We start from the raw sequence: 22375 nt of genomic DNA on the forward strand, positions 1-22375 counted from the left end.
TTTCACCGGTGCGCGGCCGACAGGACGGCGCCGCAATCCGCCTCCCCGGCCAGATCGATGCGCACCGTCAAGCCATCGCGCACGGGCTTGCGCAAGGCCCTGGCGCCATCCGGTTCGATGGTCAGCCGCCCCTGGTCGTCGAGGGCCTGAAGCCTTGATCGCGAAAAGCCGAGCTCGCCGGCAAGCAGCCGGTCGAGCCGCAATGGCGTCGTGCCCTCGAGCCGAAGTTCCAGCCGGAGCGCTGCGGCGCGTTCCGCCTCACCGTCCAGAAGCTCCTTTCGGACCGTGACATCGGCAAATTCCTCGATCCGGCCGGCTTGGTCGCGGAGTGCCGCGCTATCGAAGGCGTGGCGCCGCACCAGCGCCGGATCGTTGCTTTCGAGCGCCGTGAGCAGCGCCGGCTCGATGTCGCGACGGTTCCGCCGTTCCAGGATGGCGAAATTCCAGGAATTGTCGCAGGCGATGCAGCGGTAGATCAGCCAAACGTCGATGCGCTTGCCGTTGGCGTTGACGCGGAATTTGCCGCCGCATCGATAAGGCTTGAAGCCGCCGCAGCGGTTGCAGTTGATGAGAGGCCGAGGCGCGGTCGTGGGCGCGATCGTCCAGCGGGTACGCAAGGGTGAAGACATGCCGGTAGGCCCTTCCCGTCGGAAGTCCATCAGCCGGGCGATGTCCGAGATGCCCGAAGGGCACGGTGTGGCGAAGACTGCGTGTTTTGAAGTTCAGGCGTCGGCGCGGACTACGCGCGGCGGCTCAGCAATGCCAAACCGGTCTCGAACCGCCGCCTGAAGAACGTGAATAAGATGCAGGGGCGGCTAAAGCTGCGCCTGCGGTGCATTCAGCGGAGTTGGCGAGACCGGCGGTTACTGAGGCAAAGTGAAGCTCGAAAATGGATGAAGGGTCGGGTCTTCTAGCTGCAGGGTGACGAAGGAGCAAGGGTTTAGCAGCCGAGGTCGGCGCTGCCCCTCATTGCCCTGCCGGGCATTTCTCCCCGTGAACGGGGAGAAAGGACCTGGTCGCGGCGTTGGCGCTCTTCCAGCAACGTTGGCGATTGGCGAAACCGGCGGCGACATCGCCCTTCGCCCCGTTTACGGGGAGAAGATGGCGGCAGCCAGATGAGGGGCGGCGCCGGCGGCAGCGGTTGTCCATCTTTGCCAATGTTGCTTCCGCTGGTTAATATGGCAGTCAATCCCAATCCAAGAGGTTCGCTATGCATCTCGCCTCGCTGCTGATCTTCGCCGCCGCCCTGTTCGTCGCCGCCGGTTCGCCCGGGCCGTCGATCGCAGCACTTGTGGCGCGGGTGATCTCGAAAGGGTTCCGCGACGTCTTCCCGTTCCTGCTGGCGATGTGGATCGGCGAAGGCATCTGGCTGTCGCTGGCGGTGTTCGGGCTTGCCGTCGTGGCGCAGACCTTCCACTACGCCTTCGTCATCGTGAAATGGATGGGCGTCGCCTATCTCGCCTGGCTGGCATTCAAGATGTGGACGGCGCCGGTGGAAGCCAGGGAAGGCGAGATGCCGCGCGAGGATTCGCCCCTGAAACTGTTCCTTGCCGGCATGGCGGTGACGCTCGGCAACCCGAAGATCATGATGTTCTATCTGGCGCTGCTGCCGACCATCATCGATCTTGCTTCCGTCAGCGTGGTCGGCTGGGTCGAGCTGACGCTGACCATGGCCCTGGTGCTGGTCGTCATCTACCTCGCCTGGGTGCTGGCCGCCTCGCAGGCGCGCCGGCTCCTGAAGAGCAAGCGCGCCAAGAAGATCGCCAACCGCGTCAGCGCCACGACGATGGCGGGCGCGGCCGCCGCAATCGCCGCGCGGTAGAGCTGTTCATCGTTTCTTGGAAACGACGACCAACTCTATCTCTTCGTGTTGGAGCAATTCCGGACGGAAAACCGCGTCACACTTTTCCTGGATTGCTCTAAAAGCGCGTCGCGATGAAATTCAGGCGACGCGCTTTAAAGTCTTTGTTTTGATGCATGTCGTTATCCCAAAACCGCTGCGCACCTTTGGGCGACATGCATTAGGCTATTTGGGCAGCACGCCAGCCGAAGGCAGTGGCGCCTCCGCCGGCGGTTGCGGTCCGCCGGAATAGAATTTCGAGGCCGGGTTCTCCTGCATGAAGTCGTAGGCGACCATGCCGAGCGGCCGCTTTTGCCGTTCCGACGCCGCCTGATGCCATGGGATTGCCTGGCGCAGCGCCGCGAGAGCCGCGGTCGGCGCTTCGCCGAACTTCCGTTGCGGGTTCTGCGCCTTGCGGATCTCCATCCAGTAGCTTGCCGTCAGCAGGTCCTGCGCCACGAGGTGGAACGACACGTCGACCGCTTCACGGGCGCGCTGCGTCTTGATGCGGGTCTGCGCTTCCAGATCCTCGACGGTGGCGACGATGGCCTGGCCGTTCGGCGTCACCGGCGAGCCTAGCTCGGCAAGTTCCTGCCACAGATCGGTCGGCAGGTAACCGTCGAAGCTCGGGATGTCCTTGCGCTCTTCGGGCTTCAGCACGTCGGCCGGCTTGACCACGGTGAAGAAGGGGTTGCGGAAGCGCTCGATGCGCTGCGCCACCGCGACACCCAGATTGGTCAAGGCGTTGGTGAGCGCCTCCACCTGGTTGGCCATCGGGTAGGGGTCCCAATTGGCGTTGGAGAAGATATAGCCCGACTTGCCGTTACTCAACGGCCCGCCCTTGACGTAATATTTCATGAATTGCGGCGTGCTCAGTTCCGGCGAGCTCTGCGGCGTCAGGCCGGGCAGGATCGCCGGATTGTGATCCGAGGAATTGATGGAAAGCAGCACGGATTGGCGCAGGTCCGCCCAGGCCTGCCAGGCCGAACCCTGGCGCTGGCTCGAGGCACGCATGCTTTCCGGGTCCTGGATGATGCGGGCCGGATCGTCGTCGAAGAGATAGCTGCCCTTGATCATGTCCATGACGCGGGCGGCGTCCCAGGTCAGCCAAGGATAGGGCCGCATCGACTGCACCGGCGCGGAGATAGGCGTCACGCTGGAATTCATGCCGTTCAGCCCCATCGCATAGCTGAGGTCGGTCCATTCCAGCAGTTTTCGCGCATCCTCCAGCAAGAGCACCGCCTGCGCCTGCGCATAGGCGTTGGTGCTGATCAGCGCCGCCTGGTCGGCGGCGAAGGGTTCGAGCGGCTTCAGGCCGGCCTGCTCGAGCGCCTGCGCGGCCGGCATGCGGACGCCTTTGAGATAGGCATCGCCTTCGCCGACCATGGCCGCGCCGATATTGCCGAGCGTCGCCAGATCGCCTTCACCGAGCGTGCCGCGCGATTGCACGACTGGCGTGACGCGTTTGTTCAGCATGTCGACAAGCATATGCGTCAGCTGCGGGCTGGCCGCTTCGTAGGACATGGTGTTGGCGCGGATCGCCATGATGGCGCGCACCAGCGCCTCCTCCTGCAGTTCCGGCCCATAGCCACGGTTGACGCCGCCCTTGAAGCGGGCGAGCTGCTGGTCCTTGAGAAGTTTCGTGTTTTCAGGCGACGTCGGATCGCCTGAAAAGATCACGGTTTCACGCTGGTCACCGGCGCCGCGGTTGAACCAGTAAATCGTGACGCCTTCGGCAGCACCCTCGAGCAGCAGGCCGTAAGCATCCGCCGAACGCCGCTGCGCCTCGGGGCTGAGCTCGACCTTGGCGCCGTTGCGCGCAATGGCGATGACCTGATCGACGGTCAGGTCATGACCGGTCAGCGTGATCGTCTTATCGGCGGCCGCCTCGAAAATGGGTTGGTAGGTGGTCGCCGCTTCGAAGGCATGAGCCGGTTGGGCAGCGAGGCCGGCTATGACGGCGAGAGTGCAGAGGAAAAGCTTGGGCTTGGCAATTCTGTCCAGCATGACGGTTCCCATTCGAGCCAGGGTTCAGGAACGGGTTCACCCATTGGAAATTTTGTTTCCTGAAAGACTAGCCGTAAGCGTCGACCTGTCAACGACTTGCGGTTGCAGGACCGATGGTGGAGCCGGCGTGGCCTTTCGGGCCATGGCCGGTATTCGAGGTTTGGCACATGTCGACCGCGGCGGCCACCCGGTTCGACATGTCGAAGAAGGCGGACGCGAAGACGATATCCCGGATGTCGCGGCCGGAAATCCGGCCTCGTTCAATGCTGCCTGGCTCTGGGCGGTTCAGCGTTTTCACAGAATCGCCGAACCGCTCCAAGTTTTTGTTTTGCGCAATTCCGGACGGAAAACCGCTACGCGCTTTTCCTGGAATTGCTCTGAGCGCTACATCATTTCGATGATCGGCGCGATCTCGACGGTGAAAGCCGGGTCCATCAGGATCGGACAGTCCTTGGCTTTGGCGACAGCATCGTCGATGTTCTTGGCTTCGACGATCGTGTAGCCGGCGGTCGGATTGCTGCCGCCATTGTTCTCGACCTTGCCACCGGGCAAAACCGTCCTCGACATGCCGACAGGATTGCCGCCATCGACGACAGCCTTGCCGAGCTTGCCATACCAGCCGGTCCAGGCATCCGTCGCCGCTTTGCGTTCGGCCTCCTCGGTCGGCATCTTGCCGGAGCCATGATAGACGTAGAGAAATTTCGCCATGTTCTCCTCCCTTGTCGGCGGCGTCGAACCGGGATGCGGCTACGCCGCCTGCGATATGCGGCTTCGCCGCAATCCGATATGCAGCGGTGCCGCAATCGTGGATATGCGGTCTAGCCGCAATCGTGGATATGTGGCTTTGCCACAATCGTTGATCATCGGACGAAAAGGCGGGGCGGGCAACGAAAAATTCGAAGTCACTAATATAATGCGATCGCTACCTTGCCATGGCGTGGTATTCGGGGTTCGGCCGCATGTCGACCGCGGCAGCCACCCGGTTCGACATGTTGAAGAAGGCGGCGGTCGAAGCGATGTCCCAGATATCGCGGTCGGAGAAACCGGCCTGGCGCAAGGCGGCGCGGTCGGCCTCTACGATCTTGGCCGGCTCTTCCGTCAACTTGACCGCGAATTCGAGCATCGCGCGCTGGCGGCCCGATAGCTCGGCGGCGCGAAAATTCATCACCATCATCTCGCCAAGCGCCGGCTCGCCCGACAGTTGGCGCACCGCCGCGCCATGCGCGGTCAGGCAGTAGAAGCAGTGGTTGATCGAGGAGACGACCACGGCGATCATCTCGCGCTCCAGCTTCGACAGGCCGGACTCGCCCAACATCAGATCGTTGTACATGTCGGTGAAGGCGCGCAGCTTCTTCTCGTCGAAGGCGTAGGCGAGGAGCACGTTGGGCACGAGGCCGAGCTTCTCCTGGCACTTGGCGAAATAGGCCTTCGTCGGCTCGCTGAGCTCCGCCTGGACAAGGTCAAGCGCGGTAATCTTGTCGGACATGGGCGTTCTCCTCACAGGGCTATGGCGTCAGTTCGAATTTTTTAAAGCGTCGTCAAACCTTTGTCGCCAAACAGCGCTCATCTGGCTACCATAGCTACAAAAGCATGCCACGGGAGGGAATAAGCGTCATGGCCAGCGTGAAATCCAAGCCGAAGAAGAAAGCTGCGGCTGCAAAGCCGGAGCCAAGACCCTCAAGGCTTGCCGACTATCTGCTGGCCCGGGCGCCTGCCGAGGACGTCGCGGCCTATGACGCGGCCGACCTCGAACGCGCCGGCGAGCTCGCTGCCCAAGCGGTTGCCGCCCATAGGAAGGGCGAAAGCGTCGTCGCCGTCGAAGCCGATTCCGGCGTTGCCTGCGGCGGCAGGCCGGTCACGGTCATCACCGTCGTCAATGACAACATGCCGTTCCTGTTCGATTCCATCCTCGGCGAAATCACCGAGACCAGTGGCGAGCCGACACTGGTCACCCATCCGATCGTCACCGTGCGCCACGGCAAGACCGGCGTCGCCGAGGTTCTCAGCGATGGCGGCAAGGAGGATGACGACCACGATCGGCTGAGCGTCGTCCATGTCCACATTCCAAGGCTGAATGCCGAGCAGGCGAAGAGCCTTACCGAGCGGCTGGGCAAGATGCTTTCCCAGGTCCGCGCAGCCGTCGTCGACTGGAAGCGGATGCTCGCCCGCCTCGATCAGGCGATTTCCGAATTCCGCTATTCGGCGGTGCCGCTCGACAAGAAGAGCGTCGCCGAGGCGATCGCCTTCCTCGAATGGCTGCGCGACGACAATTTCACCTTCCTCGGCATGCGCGAATTCAAATATGTCGGCGGCGAGGAAAGCGGCTCGCTGGAGCGCGCCGAGAAGCCCGGCCTCGGCATCCTGTCCGACCCGGATGTTCTGGTGTTGCGGCGCGGCACGGAGGCGGTGACGACGACGCCCGAAATCCGCGCCTTCCTGCACGGGCCGGAACCATTGATCGTCACCAAGGCCAACGCCAAATCACTGGTGCATCGCCGCATCTATCTCGATTACATCGGCATCAAGACCTACACGTCGAAGGGTGCGCTGGCCGGCGAGCTGCGCATTGTGGGCCTGTTCACCTCGACCGCCTACACACGTTCGGTGATGAAAATCCCCTATCTGCGCTCGAAGGCCGAAACCATCATCGCCAAGTCCGGCTTCAATCCGCAGGACCATTCCGGCAAGGCGCTGATCAATGTGGTGGAGAGCTATCCGCGCGATGAGCTGTTCCAGGTTCCCATTCCCATCCTGCGCAAGCATGCCAACGCCATTCTTGGCCTGATCGAGCGGCCGCGGATCAGGGCGCTGGTGCGCGTCGATCAGTTCGACCGCTTCGTCTCGATCATCGTCTTCGTGCCGCGTGACCGCTATGACAGCGTCGTGCGCGAGAAGATCGGCACCTATCTCAAGACCGCGTTCGAAGGCCGGCTGTCGGCCTATTATCCGGCCTTCCCGGAAGGCGGGCTGGCGCGCGTGCATTTCATCATCGGCCGTTCCGGCGGCAAGACGCCGAAGGTCGAGCAGGCGACGATCGAAGCGGCGATCCGCGACATCGTGCGAACCTGGGAGGACGCGCTCTCCGAAGCCGCGGAAGCGGCCGGCAGCGATCCGGCGCTGAAGGCAATCGCGGCACGGTTCCCCGAAAGCTACCGCGACTCCTTCTCGGCTGCCGTGGCCCTTGCCGATGCCGGGCGCATCGCCAAAATCAGCGCCGAAAATCCGATCGCCATCGACTATTACCACCATGCCGACCAGAAGCCGGAGCAGGCGGCGCTGAAGATCTACCACCATGGCAGCCCGGTGGCGCTGTCGCGGCGCGTGCCGGTGCTGGAGAACATCGGTTTCCGCGTCATCAGCGAGCGCACCTTCGAGGTTGGCGACGACCCTGCCGGCACGGTGTTCATTCACGACATGGAGCTGGAGAACAGCTACGGCACGCCGATCGACCTTGCCGACGGCGGCGCGCTGTTCGAAGACGCCTTCCTGTCGGTCTGGCGCGGCGATGTCGACAATGACGGCTATAACGGCCTGGCGCAGACCGCCGGCCTGTGGTCAGGCGAGATCACCATCCTGCGCGCCTATGGCCGCTACCTGCAGCAGGCCGGCATTCCGCAGAGCCAGGATTTCATCGCCGCGGCGCTCAACCGCTATCCTGAGATCGCGCGCGGCCTGCATGCGCTGTTCGTCGCCCGCCTCGGACCGGCGGCGGAAAGCGACGGCGTGGTCGCGGCCAAGCACCTCAAAGCCAAGATCAAGGATGCGCTGGAGGAGGTGCCCAACATCGATGACGACACCATCATCCGGCGCTATCTCAACCTCATCGAAGCCTCGCTGCGCACCAATCATTTCGTAGCCGATACGAAAGCGAAGGGACAGTCGCTGGCGATCAAGCTCGACTCGCAGGCGGTCGAAGGCCTGCCGGCGCCGCGACCATGGCGCGAGATCTTCGTCTACGGCTCCGAGGTCGAGGGCGTGCATCTGCGCTTCGGCCCGGTGGCGCGCGGCGGCCTGCGCTGGTCGGATCGCGCCCAGGATTACCGCATCGAGGTGCTGGGGCTGGTGAAGGCGCAGCAGGTCAAGAACGCGGTGATCGTGCCGGTCGGCGCCAAGGGCGGCTTCTATCCGAAGAAGCTGCCGATGAGCGCCGGGCGCGACGCCATCTTCGAAGCCGGGACTTCGGCCTACAAGAACTTCGTCTCCAGCCTTTTGTCGATCACCGACAATATCGGCGTCGACGGCGTCATCCCGCCGGCCGGCGTGGTGCGGCGCGACCAGGACGACCCGTATTTCGTCGTCGCCGCCGACAAAGGCACGGCGACCTTCTCCGACACCGCCAACGCCATTTCCGAGAAGCACAATTTCTGGCTGGACGACGCCTTCGCCAGCGGCGGCTCGGCCGGCTACGACCACAAGAAGATGGGCATCACCGCCAAGGGCGCCTGGGAAGCGGTCAAGCGGCATTTCCGCGAGATCAACCGCGACATCCAGACTTCGCCCTTCACCGTCGTCGGCGTCGGCGACATGTCGGGCGACGTGTTCGGCAACGGCATGCTGTTGTCGCCGCAGACCAGGCTGATCGCCGCCTTCGATCATCGCGACATCTTCATCGATCCCGATCCGGACATGGCGGCCTCGATGGCCGAGCGGGTGCGCATGTTCGCGCTGCCGCGCTCGTCGTGGCAGGACTACGACAAGTCCAAGCTGTCGGAAGGCGGCGTCATCGTCTCGCGCAACCAGAAATCGATCACGCTGCCGCAGGCGGCGGCGGCCGCGATCGGCTTGTCCAAAACCACGGCGACGCCGGTCGAGATCATGAACGCCATCCTCAAGGCGCCGGTCGATCTGCTCTGGTTCGGCGGCATCGGCACCTATGTGCGGGCTTCCGGCGAAAGCAACGCCGATGTCGGCGACCGCGCCAACGACGCCGTCCGCGTCACCGCGCTCGACGTGCGCGCCAAGGTGATCGGCGAGGGCGCCAATCTCGGCGTCACGCAGCGGGCGCGCATCGAGTTCGGCATGAATGGCGGCCGCTGCAATTCCGACGCCATCGACAATTCGGGCGGCGTCAACTGCTCCGACGTCGAGGTCAACATCAAGATCGCGCTGGCGTCGGCGATGCGCAAGGGTTCGCTGGCGAGACCGGCGCGCAACAAGCTGCTCGCCGAAATGACCGACGAGGTGGGCGCGCTGGTGCTCGCCAACAACTATCAGCAGACGTTGGCGCTTTCCCTGGCGCGCAAGCGCGGGCTGGCCGATATCGCGCATCAGGCCCGCTTCATAACGGCACTGGAAGCGCGCGGCCTGCTCGACCGCGCGGTCGAGACACTGCCTTCGCCGGCGGCCCTTGCCGAGCGCGAGGCACGCGGTGAGCCGCTGACCAGGGCCGAGCTCGGCGTGCTGCTCGCCTACGCCAAGATCGTGCTGTTCTCCGACATCGTCGCCAGCGACGTGCCGGACGATCAACATTTCGACCGCGATTTGATGGGCTATTTCCCGGAACGCATGGGCAAGAAATTCGCCGGCGAAATCCGCGACCACAGGCTGCGGCGCGAGATCATCACGCGCGTGCTTGTCAACGATCTCGTCAATCGCGGCGGTCCATCTTTCGTCAATCGCCTGCTGGAATCCACCGGCCGCACCGCTGCCGATGTCATGCGCACCTTCGCCATGGTCCGCGACGGCTTTGCGCTGCCCGCGCTCTACAAGGAGATCGACGCGCTCGACAACCAGATCGACGGCCAGATCCAGCTCGATCTCTACCAGTCGGTTAGCCGGCTTATCTTCGTGACCAGCGGCTGGTATCTGAAGAACGAAGCGGGCTCGGCGCCACTCGGCCAGCGCATCGGAGAATTGCTGGAAGCCCGCAAGATGCTGGAGCCGAAGCTTGTCTCGCTGCTGCCAGCCTTCTCGCGCGAGCGCATCGAGGAGCGCCGCCATGGCCTGTTCAAGGGCGGAGCGCCGGAAAAGCTCGCCGAGAAGCTCGCTTTGACCGAGATGGCCGAGCTCATCCCCGATATCGCGCTCACCGCGCGCACGGCCAGTGCCGACATCGTTGCGGCGGCCAAGGCGTTCTTCGCCGTCAGCGATGCCTTCCGCATTCCGCGCGTCGAGGAAGCCGCGCGCTCGATCATGCCGCCGGACTATTACGACCAGCTGGCGCTGTCGCGCGCGACGGACACGATCGGCATGGCAAGGCGCGGCATCGCGGTGGCCGCGCTGACCGCCCACGGCACGGCTGCGGATCCGGTGACGGCGTGGCTGGAGGCCGGCGGCGAACGCGTCGCGCGCATCCGCGAGCGTCTCCAGGCGCTGACCGAGGGCGGCGACATCACCGTGTCGCGACTTTCGGTGGCGTCCGGCCTGATGAGCGATCTGACGGGGATGTGAGCTTACCCACCTCATTGTGGGCAAGGTCGCTGCGAAGCAGCGGGGCGGAGGTGCGGCGCCGACCCCCACCCGGACCTGCGGTCCGACCTCCCCACAAGGGGGAGGTTGGGGTTGGTGCTCTTCTTCCACCGACAGAAAAATCAAGACGAGCACCAATGGCCGGCGGCGCTTGTTCATTTGCATCGCTGTCTGAAAACATGCAGACATGGCGCCCGACACGGGCGGAGCGGGTGCCAGGGGAGTTCAGCATGGTGGCGATAGAGACAGTGCAGCGGGCATCGGGGCGCGGCATCTGGGGCTGGATGTTCTTCGACTGGGCGGCGCAACCTTTCTTCACCGTCGTCACAACCTTCATCTTCGGGCCCTATTTCGTCTCGCGCATGGCGAGCGATCCGACCGCCGGACAGGCCGCCTGGGGTTACGGCATCGCCGCCGCGGGCCTTGTCATCGCGGTGCTCTCGCCGGTGCTCGGCTCGATCGCCGACCAGACCGGGCCGCGCAAGCCATGGATCGCTTTCTTCGCCACGATCAAGATCACAAGCCTTACGCTTTTGTGGTTCGGAGCGCCGGGCTCGAACCTCTTCCTGGTCGTCCTTTTGTTCTCGCTGGCTTCGGTGGCGGCCGAATTCTCCACCGTGTTCAACGATTCCATGATGCCGCGGCTGGTGCCGAAGGCCGAAATCGGCAGGATCTCCAACATGGCCTGGGGGCTTGGCTATCTCGGCGGCATGATCGCGCTGATCTTCGTCGTCCTGTTCCTGGCCGGCAATCTGGAGACCGGCAAGACGCTCATCGGCCTCGACCCGCTGTTCGGCCTCGATCCGAAGCTTGGCGAGGACGCGCGCTTCACCGGGCCGATGTCGGCCGGCTGGTATTTCCTGTTCATCCTGCCGATGTTCTTCTTCACGCCCGACGCCAGCAAGGGAATCCCGATCGGCCCGGCGGTGCGCGAGGGCCTGTCGGAACTGAAGTCGACGCTCGCCGAAGTGCGCCAGCGCAGCGGCATCCTGCGCTTCCTTCTGGCCCGCATGATCTATCAGGACGGCGTCAACGCGCTGCTGGCGCTCGGCGGCACGTTCGCGGCCGGCATGTTCCACTGGTCGATCACCGAGATCGGCCTGTTCGGCATCATCCTCAACATCGTAGCCATCTTCGGCTGCTGGATCGCGGCGCGGCTCGACACGGCGCTGGGCTCGAAGCACGTGGTGATGATTGCGCTGGTCCTGTTGTCCATTGCCACGATCGGCGTCATCTCGACCGGACCGGGCTTCACACTGCTCGGCCTGATCCCGCTTTCGACCGCGGATTCAGGCGGCCTGTTCGGCACCGCGGCCGAGAAGGCCTACATTCTGTACGGCTTGCTTATCGGGCTGGCTTTCGGCCCGGTGCAAGCCTCGTCGCGCTCCTACATGGCGCGCAGCGTGACGGCCGCGGAATCCGGCCGCTATTTCGGCATCTACGCGCTGGCCGGGCGGGCGACGAGCTTCCTGGCGCCGTTCATGGTGGCAAGCATCACCACCATCAGCGGCTCGCCCAGGCTCGGCATGGCGGCGATCATCCTGTTCCTGGCGCTCGGCATGGCGATCCTGGTGGGGACGCCCTATCCGGCGGACAAGCCAAGGGGATAGCGTTCTTGCCTTCTCCCCTTGTGGGAGAAGGTGGATCGGCGCGCAGCGCCGAGACGGATGAGGGGTGTTCCAGCTTGGCGAATGCGCTCGCCTAAAGCCGCAAATCGCCAACGTCTCATTTTCTGGAGCACCCCTTCCGTCGCCTCCCACAAGGGGAGAAGGAAAGGGTGCTCAATGCCTGAAATGCCTTACCCCGCTGAACACCATGGCGATGCCGTGCTTGTCGGCGGCGGCGATCACGTCGTCGTCGCGCATTGAGCCGCCGGGCTGTATGACGGCCGTGGCGCCGGCTTCGATCGCCGACAGCAGGCCGTCGGCGAAGGGGAAGAAAGCATCCGAGGCGACAACGGAGCCCTTGGTCAGCGGTTCGGCGAGGCCAGCCGCCTCGGCCGCGTCAAGCGCCTTGCGGGCGGCGATGCGCGAGGAATCGACGCGGCTCATCTGGCCGGCGCCGATGCCGACAGTGGCGCCGTCCTTGGCGTAGACGATGGCGTTCGACTTGACGTGCTTGGTGATGCGGAAGGCGAATTTGAGGTCGGCCATCTCCGCCGGCGTCGGCGCGCGCTTGGTCACCACCTTCAGCTCCAGGTCGTCGACCACGGCGTTGTCGCGGCTTTGCACAAGCAGCCCGCCGGCGACGGATTTGACCATCGTGCCGGCGGCGCGCGGGTCCGGCAGGCCGCCGGTGACCAGCAGGCGCAGGTTCTTCCTGGCTGCGACGATCGCGGCTGCCTCGTCAGAGGCGTCGGGCGCGATGATCACCTCGGTGAAGGTCTTGACGATTTCTTCCGCCGCCTCGGCGTCGAGGATGCGGTTCATGGCGACGATGCCGCCGAAGGCCGAGACCGGATCGCAGGCCAGCGCCTTGGCATAGGCTGCCTTCAGCGTTGCGCCTTCGGCAACGCCGCAAGGGTTGGCGTGCTTGATGATGGCGACCGCCGCCGAACGGGCAGGATCGAACTCGCCGACCAGCTCGAAGGCGGCGTCGGTGTCGTTGATGTTGTTATAGGACAGCTGCTTGCCCTGCAGTTGCCTGGCGGTTGCGACGCCCGGCCGCCTGTCGCCCGACAGGTAGAAGCCGGCGCCCTGGTGCGGGTTCTCGCCGTAGCGCATCACCTGGTCGAGACGGCCCCCGAAAGCGCGCCAGGTCGGATGCTCGATCTCGAGCGCCTCGGCGAACCAGCCGGAAATCGCCGCGTCATAGGTGGCGGTGCGCGCGAAGGCCTTGGCCGCCAGCTTCTTGCGGAAATCCAGCGACAGCGAGCCGAGATTCATCTCCAGCGCGTTGACGACGGACGCATAGTCGGCCGGATCGGTGACGATGGCGACGTAAGAATGGTTCTTGGCCGAGGCGCGGATCATCGCCGGCCCGCCGATATCGATGTTCTCGACGATCGAGGCATAGCCTGCCCCGGAACAGCGGACCTCCTCGAACGGATAGAGATTGGACACGACCAGGTCGATCGGCTCGATGCGATGGTCGCGCATGGCCTTGGCATGCTCGGCGTCGTCGCGGATGCCGAGCAGCGCGCCATGCACCGACGGATGCAAGGTCTTCACCCGGCCATCCATGATCTCGGGAAAGCCGGTGAGTTCGGAGACGTCGCGCACCGCCAGGCCGGCCTCGGCGATGGCCTTTGCCGTGCCGCCGGTCGAGATCAACTCGACACCGGCCGCGGCGAGCGCCTTGGCGAGATCGATCAGCCCGGTCTTGTCGAAGACGGAAAGCAGCGCGCGGCGCACCGGAACGAGATCGGGCGCCGGAATGTTTTTTGTGGGCACGGCCATGCGGAGGCCTTTCACGGCTGTTGGGGCGTTGGCCGGCCCTAGCATATGAGTCTCGGAAATCAAGTGAGTCTCGGAAATCAAGCTCACAGCCGGATTTGTCCGGAACTCAGTTGTTTTCGGGATAACCGGCGATATTGGTGCGGGTCAGCTGCCAGTGGACCTCGGCAATTTCCGAGGCCTTGAAGGCGAGCACGATCTGCCTGCTGCGGCGCGGGCCGCTCAGTCCGGCGAAATAGATCGATTCCTCGACCTCCGGCACCACCTCGGCGCAGGTGAAAACCCAGGTGTCGCCTTGCGCGGCCGCCAGCGTCAGGCGGTCGTGGTCGTCTTGAAGCAGGCCGATGTCGGGGTGGACGTGGAAGCGCACCGTGACGAAGTCGCGACCATTGTTGCGGATCGCAGCATTGCCCGGGCGCAGGAAACGGTCGCGGCCGGCAAGCACGTTGCCGTTTGTGGTCAGTTTCAGCTCGCGCTCATGCAGGAAGCCGAATTGGGCGGCGTAGCCGTCATGGCGGGCGACGAAGCCATGCACGCCCTTCTGGTCGAGGCGCTTGCAGGGCACGTGCTGCGGGCCGCCGATCAGCGGCGATCCCAAGAGGTCGCTGACGCGCAGCGAGTGGCTGAAGCGCGCCGACGAGGTGTCGTTGACCGTTGCCGTCGAATGCGCGGCGGTGGCGCGCGCCAGCGGCCGGAATTCCGGGGCGCCGTAAGTGTCGATGCCGGCATTGACGATGAAGTGCTGGCGCCCGGAGGAGAGCTCGAAGGCAAGGCAGCCGGCATGCGCGGCGTTGGAGACGTCGACCGGCGGCGGCAGGCCGGTGTCTGCGATCACCGTCACGCCGCCCATCGTCAGGCGCTCATAGCCGGAATGCGGCGCGTGCAGCAGCGGCGCGCCGGCGGTGTCGTCATGGCGCATGATGGTGGCGATGCGGTCATGGATGGTGGCGCCCATGCCGTTGAAGCGGGCAAGGCTGCCGTCCTGATGGCGGAAGAAGCGCAGCGCCGGCAACATGCGGTCGATGGCGCCGATCAAGGCCGGCGGCGGCGCCTCGGCCTGATTGGCATAGGTCTGGCGCAGCGGCAGAAGGTCGGCCAGCAGCTCCAGCACCGCCATCGGTTTGCGCGAGATGTGGCCGCCGTCGGGCAGGATCTGATGCTCTAGCTCTTCGGCCAGATTGCGCGTCGCGGCGCGCAGCGCCGAGGCCGGCGCCGGCAAGGATAGCGCGGCGAAGGCGAGCGCGATGCGGGCGCGCAGCCTGCCCTCGCCATCCGGCATCTCGCGCGCCATCGAGCGCAGGTAGCGGATCTGCACGGCAAGCGATTTGAGGAAGGCGCGATAGAAGGGGAATTCGGCGCCTTGCAGCACCACCGAGGAATGCTGCAGCCAGGCGATCACCCGCTTGGCCGTCGTTCCCGGCTCCCAGGCGATGCCGGAGATCTGGTTGCCGTGCATGGCGATCCAGTCGGTCACCAGGGCTCTCGCATTGGCGGCGGCGAGCTCGGTGCCGGTGGCGCGCATATGGCGCAGCCAGCGGAAGCCGTGCAGCGATTTCTGCCAGCCGCGATTGGGCACGTCGAGCTGGAAGGGCGACCTGCCGCCGGTCTCGACCAGATGGCCGGACAGCGGATAGCGGCCGTAATAGATCTCCAGCGCGATCTGCGGATCGGCGAGCCGCAAATCCGGCGGCGCGATCAGGACGCGTTCGGGCGTGCGGCCGGAATAGCGCCAGCGATAGAGCGGACCGGCGCGCAAGCGCCGGCGCGTCTTGCGCCAGAACTCCCTCGCGACAAGCGCCCAAAGACGCGTCGTGCTGCCGGCAACAAGTGCCAATAGCCCTCCTGATTTCCCCATAACCCAAGCACAAGCTTATGCGATTCAAGAACTTATGCGAAGGCGGATTTCGCCGAAGTGAAGCGCTTCACGCCGGTTTGGCCGTGCCGTCCCTAAAAAAGTCAGCAAGTTTTATGAAATAACGCATCCGAGCGGTTCGGCGTTGGGCAGAATCGCCGAACCGCCCGGATTGTTTTTCCTTGCGCAATTCCGGACGGAAAACCGCTATGCAGTTTTCCTGGAATTGCTTAGCCAACCCTTCTCATCCGGGCGGCGAAGAAGCCGTCTAGGCCCGAAATCCCGGGCGATTCCAGTACCAGATCGGCCGGCGTGGTGCGCAAAATACCTTGCGGCGTCAGGAATGGGTCGACGCCGGCAAATTCACCAGGCTGGATCGGATCGGCGGCTACGCCGGGATTCCCGGCGAGGAAATCGCGATAGAGATCCTCGCCCTCGATCGGATCGAGCGAGCAGTTGGAAAAGACGATGCGGCCGCCAGGCCTGACGAGACCGACGGCATGGGCAAGCAGCCGGCGCTGGAGGTCGGCGAGCTTTTCGACGTCGGCCATGCTCTTGCACCACGGCACGTCGGGATGGCGGCGCACCGTGCCGGTCGAGGAGCAGGGCGCATCGAGCAACACGGCGTCGAACAATTGCGCCTGCCGGTAATCCATGAGGTCGGTCTGGACGAGATCGGCTGTCAAACCGAGGCGGTCGAGATTCTGCGACAGCCGCGCCAACCGGTTCTTCGAGGTGTCGACGGCGGTGACCTCGGCGCCGGCCAGGATCAACTGCGCCGTCTTGCCGCCGGGCGCGGCGCAGAGATCGGCGACGCGCTGGCCCTCGATCTCGCCGAACAGGCGCGCGGGCAGGCTAGCCGCCGCATCCTGCACCCACCAGGCGCCGTCGGCGAAGCCGGGCAGGTCGACAACGTTGGCGGAGAGTTTTTCGACACGAACCGTGCCGGTCGGCAGCACGATGCCGCCTAGGCGCTCGGCCCAGAGCGCGGGATCGGACTTGACGGTGAAGTCGACCGGCGCCTCGTGGCGATGGGCGGCAAGGATTGCGCGCGCCTTATCGGGTCCGTAGGCGGCGATCAGGCGCTCGGAGAACCATTGCGGCGCCTCGCTGGTGGCGGCAAGCGCCGGGGCAAGTTCGGCCTGCTTGGCGCGCGCAAGCGAACGCAGCACGCCGTTGACGAGGCCGGAAAAGCGCGTGGTGCGCGGATCGGACTTGGCCTGCGTGACGGCAAGATCGACGGCGGCGCTGTCGGGAACATCGAGGAACAGGATCTGCGCGGCGGCGACATGCAGGATATGCGAAAGCGCGGTGGCATTGGGCGGCAGCGGCTTTTCCAGCCGCCTCGCCAGCAGCCCGGCGATGGTCATGCGGTGGCGCAGTGCGGTAGCCAGGATGGCGCGCACCAGCGCGCGGTCGCGGCCGTCCAGCGCCTTGTATTGCGGATGGCCGTGCTCGTTGTCGGTCAAGCCATCCTGCGGTGTGCGGGCATCGATGACGGCGGCGAGCAGGCGCGCGGCGGCCTTGCGCGCGGCAAGGCCGGCGACGCTCTCGTCACCGGCATCGTGTTGCGGACTGCCTGAATGTCCGCGCCTCGGCGGCGTCACGACCAGGGACCCTTCGACCCGACATTGCGCGGTCCGGTTGGGTTACGGCCCCAGGGATTGGCTTTCGGCTGTGCTGGCTCAGCCGGCGGCGTGGGCTCCGCCGGCTTGCCCCATGGACCGGCCGGAGGCGGCTCCTCGGGCTGGATGGATGGAGGCGAAGCCTGGCGCCGGGCGGCTTGCGGGGCACTCGGCATCTCGCGCGCCATCTCCTGCAGCGCCGCGATGCGGTTGTCGGTGCTGGGATGGGTCGAGAACAGACTGTCCATGCGCTCGCCGGAGAGCGGATTGATGATGAAGAGATGCGCCATCGCCGGGTTGCGTTCGGCATCCGGGTTGGGGATGCGTTCTGCCCCGCGCGCGATCTTGTCGAGCGCCGAGGCCAGCCACAGCGGATTGCCGCAGATTTCGGCGCCGCGCCGGTCGGCCTCGTATTCGCGGGTGCGGCTTACCGCCATCTGCACGATCATCGCGGCGAAGGGCGCCACCAGCATGGCGACCAGCACGCCGACAAAGCCGAACGGGTTGTTGTTGTCGCGGTTGCCGCCGAAGAAGAAAGCGAAATTGCCGAGCATCGAGATGGCGCCGGCGAGCGTCGCCACGATCGTCATGGTCAGCGTGTCGCGATGCTGTACATGGGCAAGCTCATGCGCCATCACCGCCGCGACCTCTTCATGGGCGAGCCGCTCAAGCAGGCCCGTGGACGCCGCCACGGCGGCGTTTTCGGGGTTGCGGCCGGTGGCGAAGGCGTTGGGCTGCGGGTTGTCGATCAGATAAGTCTTCGGCATCGGCAGGCCGGCCTGCTTGGCCAGCGCCTGGACGATGGCGTGATATTCCGGCGCGTTCTTCTCGTCGACCTCGACGGCGCGGTTCATCGACAGCACCATCTTGTCGGCGTTCCAATAGCTGAACAGGTTGGTGCCGGCGGCGATCAAAAGCGCGATCATCATGCCGCCCGTGCCGCCGATCAGGAAGCCGACGCCCATGAACAGCGCCGTCATCGCGGCAAGAAGCATGGCGGTGCGAAGCGTATTCATCGTTTCATCCGTCTGACGATAGGGGTCGATCCTTCCGGCATCATCGCTATATGATGGGAGACGCCGGTCTCCGTTTCAATCGGCGGGAGTATCACATGACCGAAGAGCCAGGCAAAACCACCCCGGTTGCAGCGACCGACGAGCCGCAAAAGACGCTGACGCCAGCGGCGCAGCGGGCGTTGGCCGAAGCCGAAGCTCGGCGCCAGAACTACCGAGCGGCGGAAGCGCAACTGCCGAAGGAGATCGGCGGTCGCGGCGGCAAGGAGCCTGGGCGCTATGGCGACTGGGAGGTCAAAGGCCTCACCAGCGACTTCTAATGCATGTCGCCCAAAAGTGCGCAGCGGTTTTGGGATAACGACATGCATCAAAACAAAGACTTAAAGCGCGTCGTCTGAATCCGTTTCATCGCGACGCGCTTTAAAGCGCCCCTAAGCCGCGTCGCGCTGTGGTTCCAGGCTAATCAAGCCATTGTCGTCGACAGCGATGCCGAGCGCGTCGTAGCTGGCAATGCTGTCGTGCGGCGTCTGCAGCGGATGGACATGCGTGGCGCTGATCACCATCACCGAGGCGCCGGAAGCCTCGCCCGCCGCGATGCCCGCCGGCGCATCCTCGAAGACGAGGCAGTCGCGCGCCTCGACGCCGAGACGCTTTGCCGCCAAAAGGAAGCAGTCCGGCGCCGGCTTGCCACGGGTCACATCTTCCGCCGTCACCATCATGGCGGGAACCGGGATGCCGGCCGCCTTGATGCGCAGCAGAGCCAGTTCGCGCGGCGCCGAGGTGACGATGGCCCAGCGCTCCGGCGGCAGCGATTTCAGGAACGCGACGGCGCCGGGGATCGGGACGATGCCTTCGAGATCGTTGGCTTCGGCCTTGAGCAGCAAGTCCGCCTCCGCAACCACGTCGACGCCAGGAAGCATCAATCCGGCGATCGTCTCGATCGCGCGCTTGCCATGGATCGTCGGCAGGAAGCTCGCCACATCGATGCCGTGAAGCTCCGCCCACTTTGTCCACACCCGCTCCGCCGCGGCGATCGAGTTGAGCACCGTGCCGTCCATGTCGAACAGGAAGGCGGCGAACTTTGAGCCTGCAAACATCGGATATCCTGGAGAATCGTTTTTTCGGCGAGGGGCGAAACGCAAATCCCAGTTTAGACCGCCCGGCACCGCCTGAGAAGGCGAGATGCCCGCCATTTCGACTCGGCGCGGGAACAAGCTCCGGTTCGCGGCGTTGAACAGGCAGTCTTTCCAAAATCGCCAGGGGCCAAAATCACCAAGAGGGCCAAAATCTCGAAGGGGGGAAATGCGATGCTGATCCGGCTCGGCTATGAAATCGCCATCGAATGCGCGGCGGCGACGCCGATTGTCTCGCTTCTCGACATCCATCCCGATCGTCATGCCGACATCAAGCGGCAGACGCGGGTTCTGACCTCGCCTTCGGTGCCGACCCGAACCTATCGCGACCGCCACGGCAATATCTGCCGCCGGTTCACAGCGCCCGCCGGAAGCTTCCGCATCCTCTACGACGCGGCAATCGAGGACAGCGGCAAGACCGATGCGGTCAATGCGCTGGCGCGGGAAACGCCGGTCCCGGAACTGCCCGACGATGTGCTGGTCCATCTGCTCGGCAGCCGCTACTGCGAGACCGATCACCTCAGCGACATCGCCTGGCGGCTTTTCGGCCAGCTGCCGCCCGGCTGGGCGCGCGTCCAGGCGATCGTCGGCTACGTCAACAGCCGGCTTTCCTTCGGCTACGGCTATGCGCGCGCCACCCGCACGGCCGCCCAGGCGCATGAAGAGCGGGTCGGCGTCTGCCGCGATTTCGCGCATCTGGCGATCACGCTTTGCCGATGCATGAACATTCCGGCGCGCTACGTGAACGGCTATCTCGGCGATATCGGCGTTCCGGTCGATCCGGCGCCGATGGACTTCTCCGCCTGGATGGAGGTTTTCCTCGACGGCAAGTGGTACACGTTCGATCCGCGCCACAACCAGCCACGCATCGGCCGGGTCGTCATCGCACGCGGCCGCGACGCCACCGACGTGCCGCTGCTGCACAGTTTCGGTCCGCATCGGCTCACCCTGTTCAAGGTGTGGACCTACGAGCAGGAAGACAACCGCTTCAATCCTCCGCACCACGGCGTCAACCGGACGGCCAGCGCGCAGATGCTGGCGTAGGCCTGTTTCATCACGGCTCATGACAGCCGCTGACCCTCTTCGGCACAGCCGGATTGTGCCGAAGAGGGAACGGGCGCGACAGCCGTGAAGATCATCGTAAGCACTTCATGAAGGTCGCCTTGCCGACGCGTTCTTGTTTACTTCCCGTTCACCCTCGGATTTGCCAAAACCTAGCAAAAACAATGAATTAACCGTCTGTTAAGCGTCTTTCCGCGGTTGCCGGCGGCGTCTGGCCGAAATCCTGCAATGCCTTTGCCGAGCGGCACGAAGCCGCGGACAGTGGAGGCGGAAGGGATGCGGCAGTTCAGAGGTGTCGTTCGTGGAGTGGACGGTTTTGCCCGCAATCGCGAAGGCAATTTCGCGGTTCTGTTCGGAGCTGCCGCATCGGTCCTCGCGCTGGGGGTGGGATTCGCGGTCAATATCTCGCAGCTCTACAATGCGAGGTCGAGCTTGCAGGCGTCGTCGACGCCGCCGTGACCTCGACGGCCCGCGATCTCACCCTCGGTGTCATCCAGGAGGCCGACGCCAGCAAAATGGTGCAGGCGTTTCTCGACGCCAACAGCACGGCCGGCATCCTGCAGGCCGATCAGATCGTTCTGGACAAACTCATCGTCGACAAGGCGGCCAACACGGTGCGGGCCGATGCGCATGTCGATATCAGCCTCTACTTCCCGCTGTTCAGCATCGGCGACATGCAACGCGTGACGTCTTCGACCACGGCGCTCTATTCGGACAAGACGGTCGAGGTGGCGATGATGCTCGACGTCACCGGTTCGATGGCGGGCCAGAAGATCAAGGACTTGAGGACGGCGGCCGGCAACGCGGTCGATTCGTTCCTCACCGGCCAGAACGCGTCCAATCCGCGGGTGCGGGTGGCGATCGTGCCATATGCCAATTCGGTCAATGTCGGCTCGCTTGCAGCAAGCACCGTCTTCGTCGAGACCAAGGCCAGCGATCGCAAGCAGGCGCCGGGCAATGACGATCCGAAATACGTCTCGGCCTCTACCCGGCCGGACAACTGCGCCACCGAGCGCAAGGGCGCCTACCAGTACTCCGATGCCGGGCCGGATGTCAGCATGGTCAACCGCGACCTCTACCTGTCGCCGTTCGCCAGGCAGACCGGCACCGCCGCATGTCCGACCGCGACGCTGCAGCCGCTTACCGCGAATGCCTCGGCGCTGAACAATGTCATCAAGGACCTTGTCGCTTCCGGCGGCACCGCGGGCCACATCGGCGTGCAGTGGGCCTGGTACATGTTGTCGGAAAACTGGGGCAGCGTGATGAAGGCCTCGGAACGACCGGCCAAGATGGATCCGAAGAAGGTAGCCAAATATGTGATCCTGATGACCGATGGCGAATTCAACCTGTCCTATTTCGACGCCGACAGCGTGGATCAGGTTTATAACGACGCCGGCAAGGTGCAGACACGCACGGCGGCGACGACATTGTGCTCAGCGATGCGCGACCAGGGTATCGAGATCTTCACTATCGGCTTTGCCCTTACCGAGAAGAATGCCAAGTCGACGCTGCAGAGCTGCGCCAGTCCGGATAGCGGCAACACCAAGCATTTCTATCAGGCGGCCAACGGTATTGAGCTCGACCACGCGTTTCAGGATATCGTGCGCAATATCGACAAGCTGACGGTGACCAGATAGCGGCCGCGAGAAATCGCCGAACGAGCGTGTTCAAACGGAAAAGGCCGCCGCTTCTTGCGAAGCCGGCGGCCTTCCGTGTTTCCGTCCATGACGCGGCTCCTGGCGGTAGCCCCTCCGGGCTACCTGCCGCGCGTCTCGCGCCTTAACGGGAAGACTGCTTCCCGGAAGTGCAATCCGCTGAGCTCACGTTGTGGAAAACGAAATCACTCGACATCGGATCACCTCCTTTCGGTTTGTTGAACACACCCAGATGATGGGGTGCGTCGCTGCAAAAGACAAGATGACGTTGCGGAATGGCCAAGCCTCGGGCGAGGAATCCTCCTCCCGCGGTGCTTTTGCGCAACAGATCGGGATTGCGGTCAACAGGCCGGTGGACGACAGTGGCTCCGGACGGGTTCTACGT

The 22375-nt window shown here is 64.6% G+C and carries 17 protein-coding genes; 7 read left to right on the forward strand and 10 right to left on the reverse strand.

The window, feature by feature from the left end:
- Positions 1-2: 2 nt before the first annotated feature.
- Complete coding sequence (locus RFM68_RS11775) at positions 3-629, reverse strand: DUF1062 domain-containing protein (RefSeq protein ID WP_320233141.1); 627 nt, start codon at positions 627-629, stop codon at positions 3-5.
- Between the two features lie 581 nt (positions 630-1210).
- Here RFM68_RS11775 and RFM68_RS11780 point away from each other — a divergent pair.
- Positions 1211-1822 carry a LysE family translocator gene (locus RFM68_RS11780; protein ID WP_320233143.1) on the forward strand — a complete coding sequence of 204 codons (612 nt, stop codon included), beginning with the start codon at positions 1211-1213 and terminating at the stop codon, positions 1820-1822.
- Positions 1823-2026: 204 nt separating this feature from the next.
- On the opposite strand, the gene RFM68_RS11785 is transcribed toward RFM68_RS11780, so the two are convergent.
- From RFM68_RS11785 to RFM68_RS11800, 4 genes are all read right to left on the reverse strand, one after another.
- Positions 2027-3847 (reverse strand): aromatic amino acid ammonia-lyase, encoded by a 1821-nt coding sequence (locus tag RFM68_RS11785; protein ID WP_320233145.1) that lies wholly within the window; start codon positions 3845-3847, stop codon positions 2027-2029.
- A gap of 88 nt (positions 3848-3935) precedes the next feature.
- Positions 3936-4145 (reverse strand): hypothetical protein, encoded by a 210-nt coding sequence (locus RFM68_RS11790; protein ID WP_320233147.1) that lies wholly within the window; start codon positions 4143-4145, stop codon positions 3936-3938.
- A gap of 86 nt (positions 4146-4231) precedes the next feature.
- Complete coding sequence (locus RFM68_RS11795) at positions 4232-4555, reverse strand: YciI family protein (protein WP_320233148.1); 324 nt, start codon at positions 4553-4555, stop codon at positions 4232-4234.
- Positions 4556-4769: 214 nt separating this feature from the next.
- Positions 4770-5333: a peroxidase-related enzyme gene (locus RFM68_RS11800; protein WP_320233149.1), complete on the reverse strand. Its 564-nt coding sequence runs from the start codon at positions 5331-5333 to the stop codon at positions 4770-4772.
- 128 nt (positions 5334-5461) lie between these two features.
- Here RFM68_RS11800 and RFM68_RS11805 point away from each other — a divergent pair, with 128 nt between their 5' ends.
- Together RFM68_RS11805 and RFM68_RS11810 are read left to right on the forward strand one after the other, a co-directional pair.
- Entirely contained in the window at positions 5462-10237 is a 4776-nt protein-coding gene (locus RFM68_RS11805) for an NAD-glutamate dehydrogenase (protein ID WP_320233150.1), read from the forward strand.
- Positions 10238-10485: 248 nt separating this feature from the next.
- A complete protein-coding gene (locus RFM68_RS11810; RefSeq protein WP_320233151.1) occupies positions 10486-11865 on the forward strand; it encodes an MFS transporter in 1380 nt (459 codons plus the stop codon).
- A gap of 171 nt (positions 11866-12036) precedes the next feature.
- On the opposite strand, the gene purH is transcribed toward RFM68_RS11810, so the two are convergent.
- From purH to htpX, 4 genes are all read right to left on the reverse strand, one after another.
- Complete coding sequence (purH, locus tag RFM68_RS11815; protein WP_320233152.1) at positions 12037-13653, reverse strand: bifunctional phosphoribosylaminoimidazolecarboxamide formyltransferase/IMP cyclohydrolase; 1617 nt, start codon at positions 13651-13653, stop codon at positions 12037-12039.
- 106 nt (positions 13654-13759) lie between these two features.
- Complete coding sequence (locus tag RFM68_RS11820) at positions 13760-15484, reverse strand: heparinase II/III family protein (RefSeq protein WP_320233153.1); 1725 nt, start codon at positions 15482-15484, stop codon at positions 13760-13762.
- Between the two features lie 248 nt (positions 15485-15732).
- Positions 15733-17115, reverse strand: a complete 1383-nt coding sequence (locus RFM68_RS11825; RefSeq protein ID WP_430694847.1) for an RsmB/NOP family class I SAM-dependent RNA methyltransferase — start codon at positions 17113-17115, stop codon at positions 15733-15735.
- Positions 17106-18143 (reverse strand): zinc metalloprotease HtpX, encoded by a 1038-nt coding sequence (gene htpX, locus RFM68_RS11830; protein ID WP_320233155.1) that lies wholly within the window; start codon positions 18141-18143, stop codon positions 17106-17108. The genes RFM68_RS11825 and htpX overlap by 10 nt, the downstream gene beginning before the upstream one ends.
- Positions 18144-18238: 95 nt before the next feature.
- On the opposite strand from htpX, the gene RFM68_RS11835 reads away from it, so the two are divergent.
- Positions 18239-18460: a DUF1674 domain-containing protein gene (locus RFM68_RS11835; protein WP_320233156.1), complete on the forward strand. Its 222-nt coding sequence runs from the start codon at positions 18239-18241 to the stop codon at positions 18458-18460.
- Positions 18461-18571: 111 nt separating this feature from the next.
- Here the strand turns inward: RFM68_RS11835 and RFM68_RS11840 are convergent, their stop codons facing one another.
- The gene (locus RFM68_RS11840; RefSeq protein WP_320233157.1) at positions 18572-19237 is read right to left on the reverse strand and encodes an HAD family hydrolase; all 666 of its coding nucleotides are present in this window, start codon (positions 19235-19237) and stop codon (positions 18572-18574) included.
- A gap of 210 nt (positions 19238-19447) precedes the next feature.
- On the opposite strand from RFM68_RS11840, the gene RFM68_RS11845 reads away from it, so the two are divergent.
- The 3 genes from RFM68_RS11845 (at position 19448) to RFM68_RS11855 (ending at position 21972) form a co-directional block, all read left to right on the forward strand.
- Positions 19448-20317 carry a transglutaminase-like domain-containing protein gene (locus RFM68_RS11845; protein ID WP_320233158.1) on the forward strand — a complete coding sequence of 290 codons (870 nt, stop codon included), beginning with the start codon at positions 19448-19450 and terminating at the stop codon, positions 20315-20317.
- Between the two features lie 294 nt (positions 20318-20611).
- The gene (locus RFM68_RS11850) at positions 20612-20794 is read left to right on the forward strand and encodes a TadE/TadG family type IV pilus assembly protein (RefSeq protein ID WP_320233159.1); all 183 of its coding nucleotides are present in this window, start codon (positions 20612-20614) and stop codon (positions 20792-20794) included.
- Complete coding sequence (locus RFM68_RS11855; RefSeq protein WP_320233160.1) at positions 20791-21972, forward strand: vWA domain-containing protein; 1182 nt, start codon at positions 20791-20793, stop codon at positions 21970-21972. The genes RFM68_RS11850 and RFM68_RS11855 overlap by 4 nt, the downstream gene beginning before the upstream one ends.
- Positions 21973-22375: the final 403 nt, after the last annotated feature.

It is taken from the genome of Mesorhizobium montanum (assembly GCF_033977145.1).
Classification (GTDB): domain Bacteria; phylum Pseudomonadota; class Alphaproteobacteria; order Rhizobiales; family Rhizobiaceae; genus Mesorhizobium; species Mesorhizobium montanum.

Bases quoted from the DNA above. Each gene is read 5' to 3' on its own strand.
- purH (WP_320233152.1), bottom strand. From the start codon at position 13,653: ATGGCCGTGCCCACAAAAAACATTCCGGCGCCCGATCTCGTTCCGGTG.
- RFM68_RS11775 (WP_320233141.1), bottom strand. From the start codon at position 629: ATGTCTTCACCCTTGCGTACCCGCTGGACGATCGCGCCCACGACCGCG.
- RFM68_RS11780 (WP_320233143.1), top strand. From the start codon at position 1,211: ATGCATCTCGCCTCGCTGCTGATCTTCGCCGCCGCCCTGTTCGTCGCC.
- RFM68_RS11835 (WP_320233156.1), top strand. From the start codon at position 18,239: ATGACCGAAGAGCCAGGCAAAACCACCCCGGTTGCAGCGACCGACGAG.
- RFM68_RS11795 (WP_320233148.1), bottom strand. From the start codon at position 4,555: ATGGCGAAATTTCTCTACGTCTATCATGGCTCCGGCAAGATGCCGACC.
- RFM68_RS11850 (WP_320233159.1), top strand. From the start codon at position 20,612: ATGCGGCAGTTCAGAGGTGTCGTTCGTGGAGTGGACGGTTTTGCCCGC.
- RFM68_RS11845 (WP_320233158.1), top strand. From the start codon at position 19,448: ATGCTGATCCGGCTCGGCTATGAAATCGCCATCGAATGCGCGGCGGCG.
- htpX (WP_320233155.1), bottom strand. From the start codon at position 18,143: ATGAATACGCTTCGCACCGCCATGCTTCTTGCCGCGATGACGGCGCTG.
- RFM68_RS11810 (WP_320233151.1), top strand. From the start codon at position 10,486: ATGGTGGCGATAGAGACAGTGCAGCGGGCATCGGGGCGCGGCATCTGG.
- RFM68_RS11805 (WP_320233150.1), top strand. From the start codon at position 5,462: ATGGCCAGCGTGAAATCCAAGCCGAAGAAGAAAGCTGCGGCTGCAAAG.
- RFM68_RS11800 (WP_320233149.1), bottom strand. From the start codon at position 5,333: ATGTCCGACAAGATTACCGCGCTTGACCTTGTCCAGGCGGAGCTCAGC.
- RFM68_RS11785 (WP_320233145.1), bottom strand. From the start codon at position 3,847: ATGCTGGACAGAATTGCCAAGCCCAAGCTTTTCCTCTGCACTCTCGCC.
- RFM68_RS11840 (WP_320233157.1), bottom strand. From the start codon at position 19,237: ATGTTTGCAGGCTCAAAGTTCGCCGCCTTCCTGTTCGACATGGACGGC.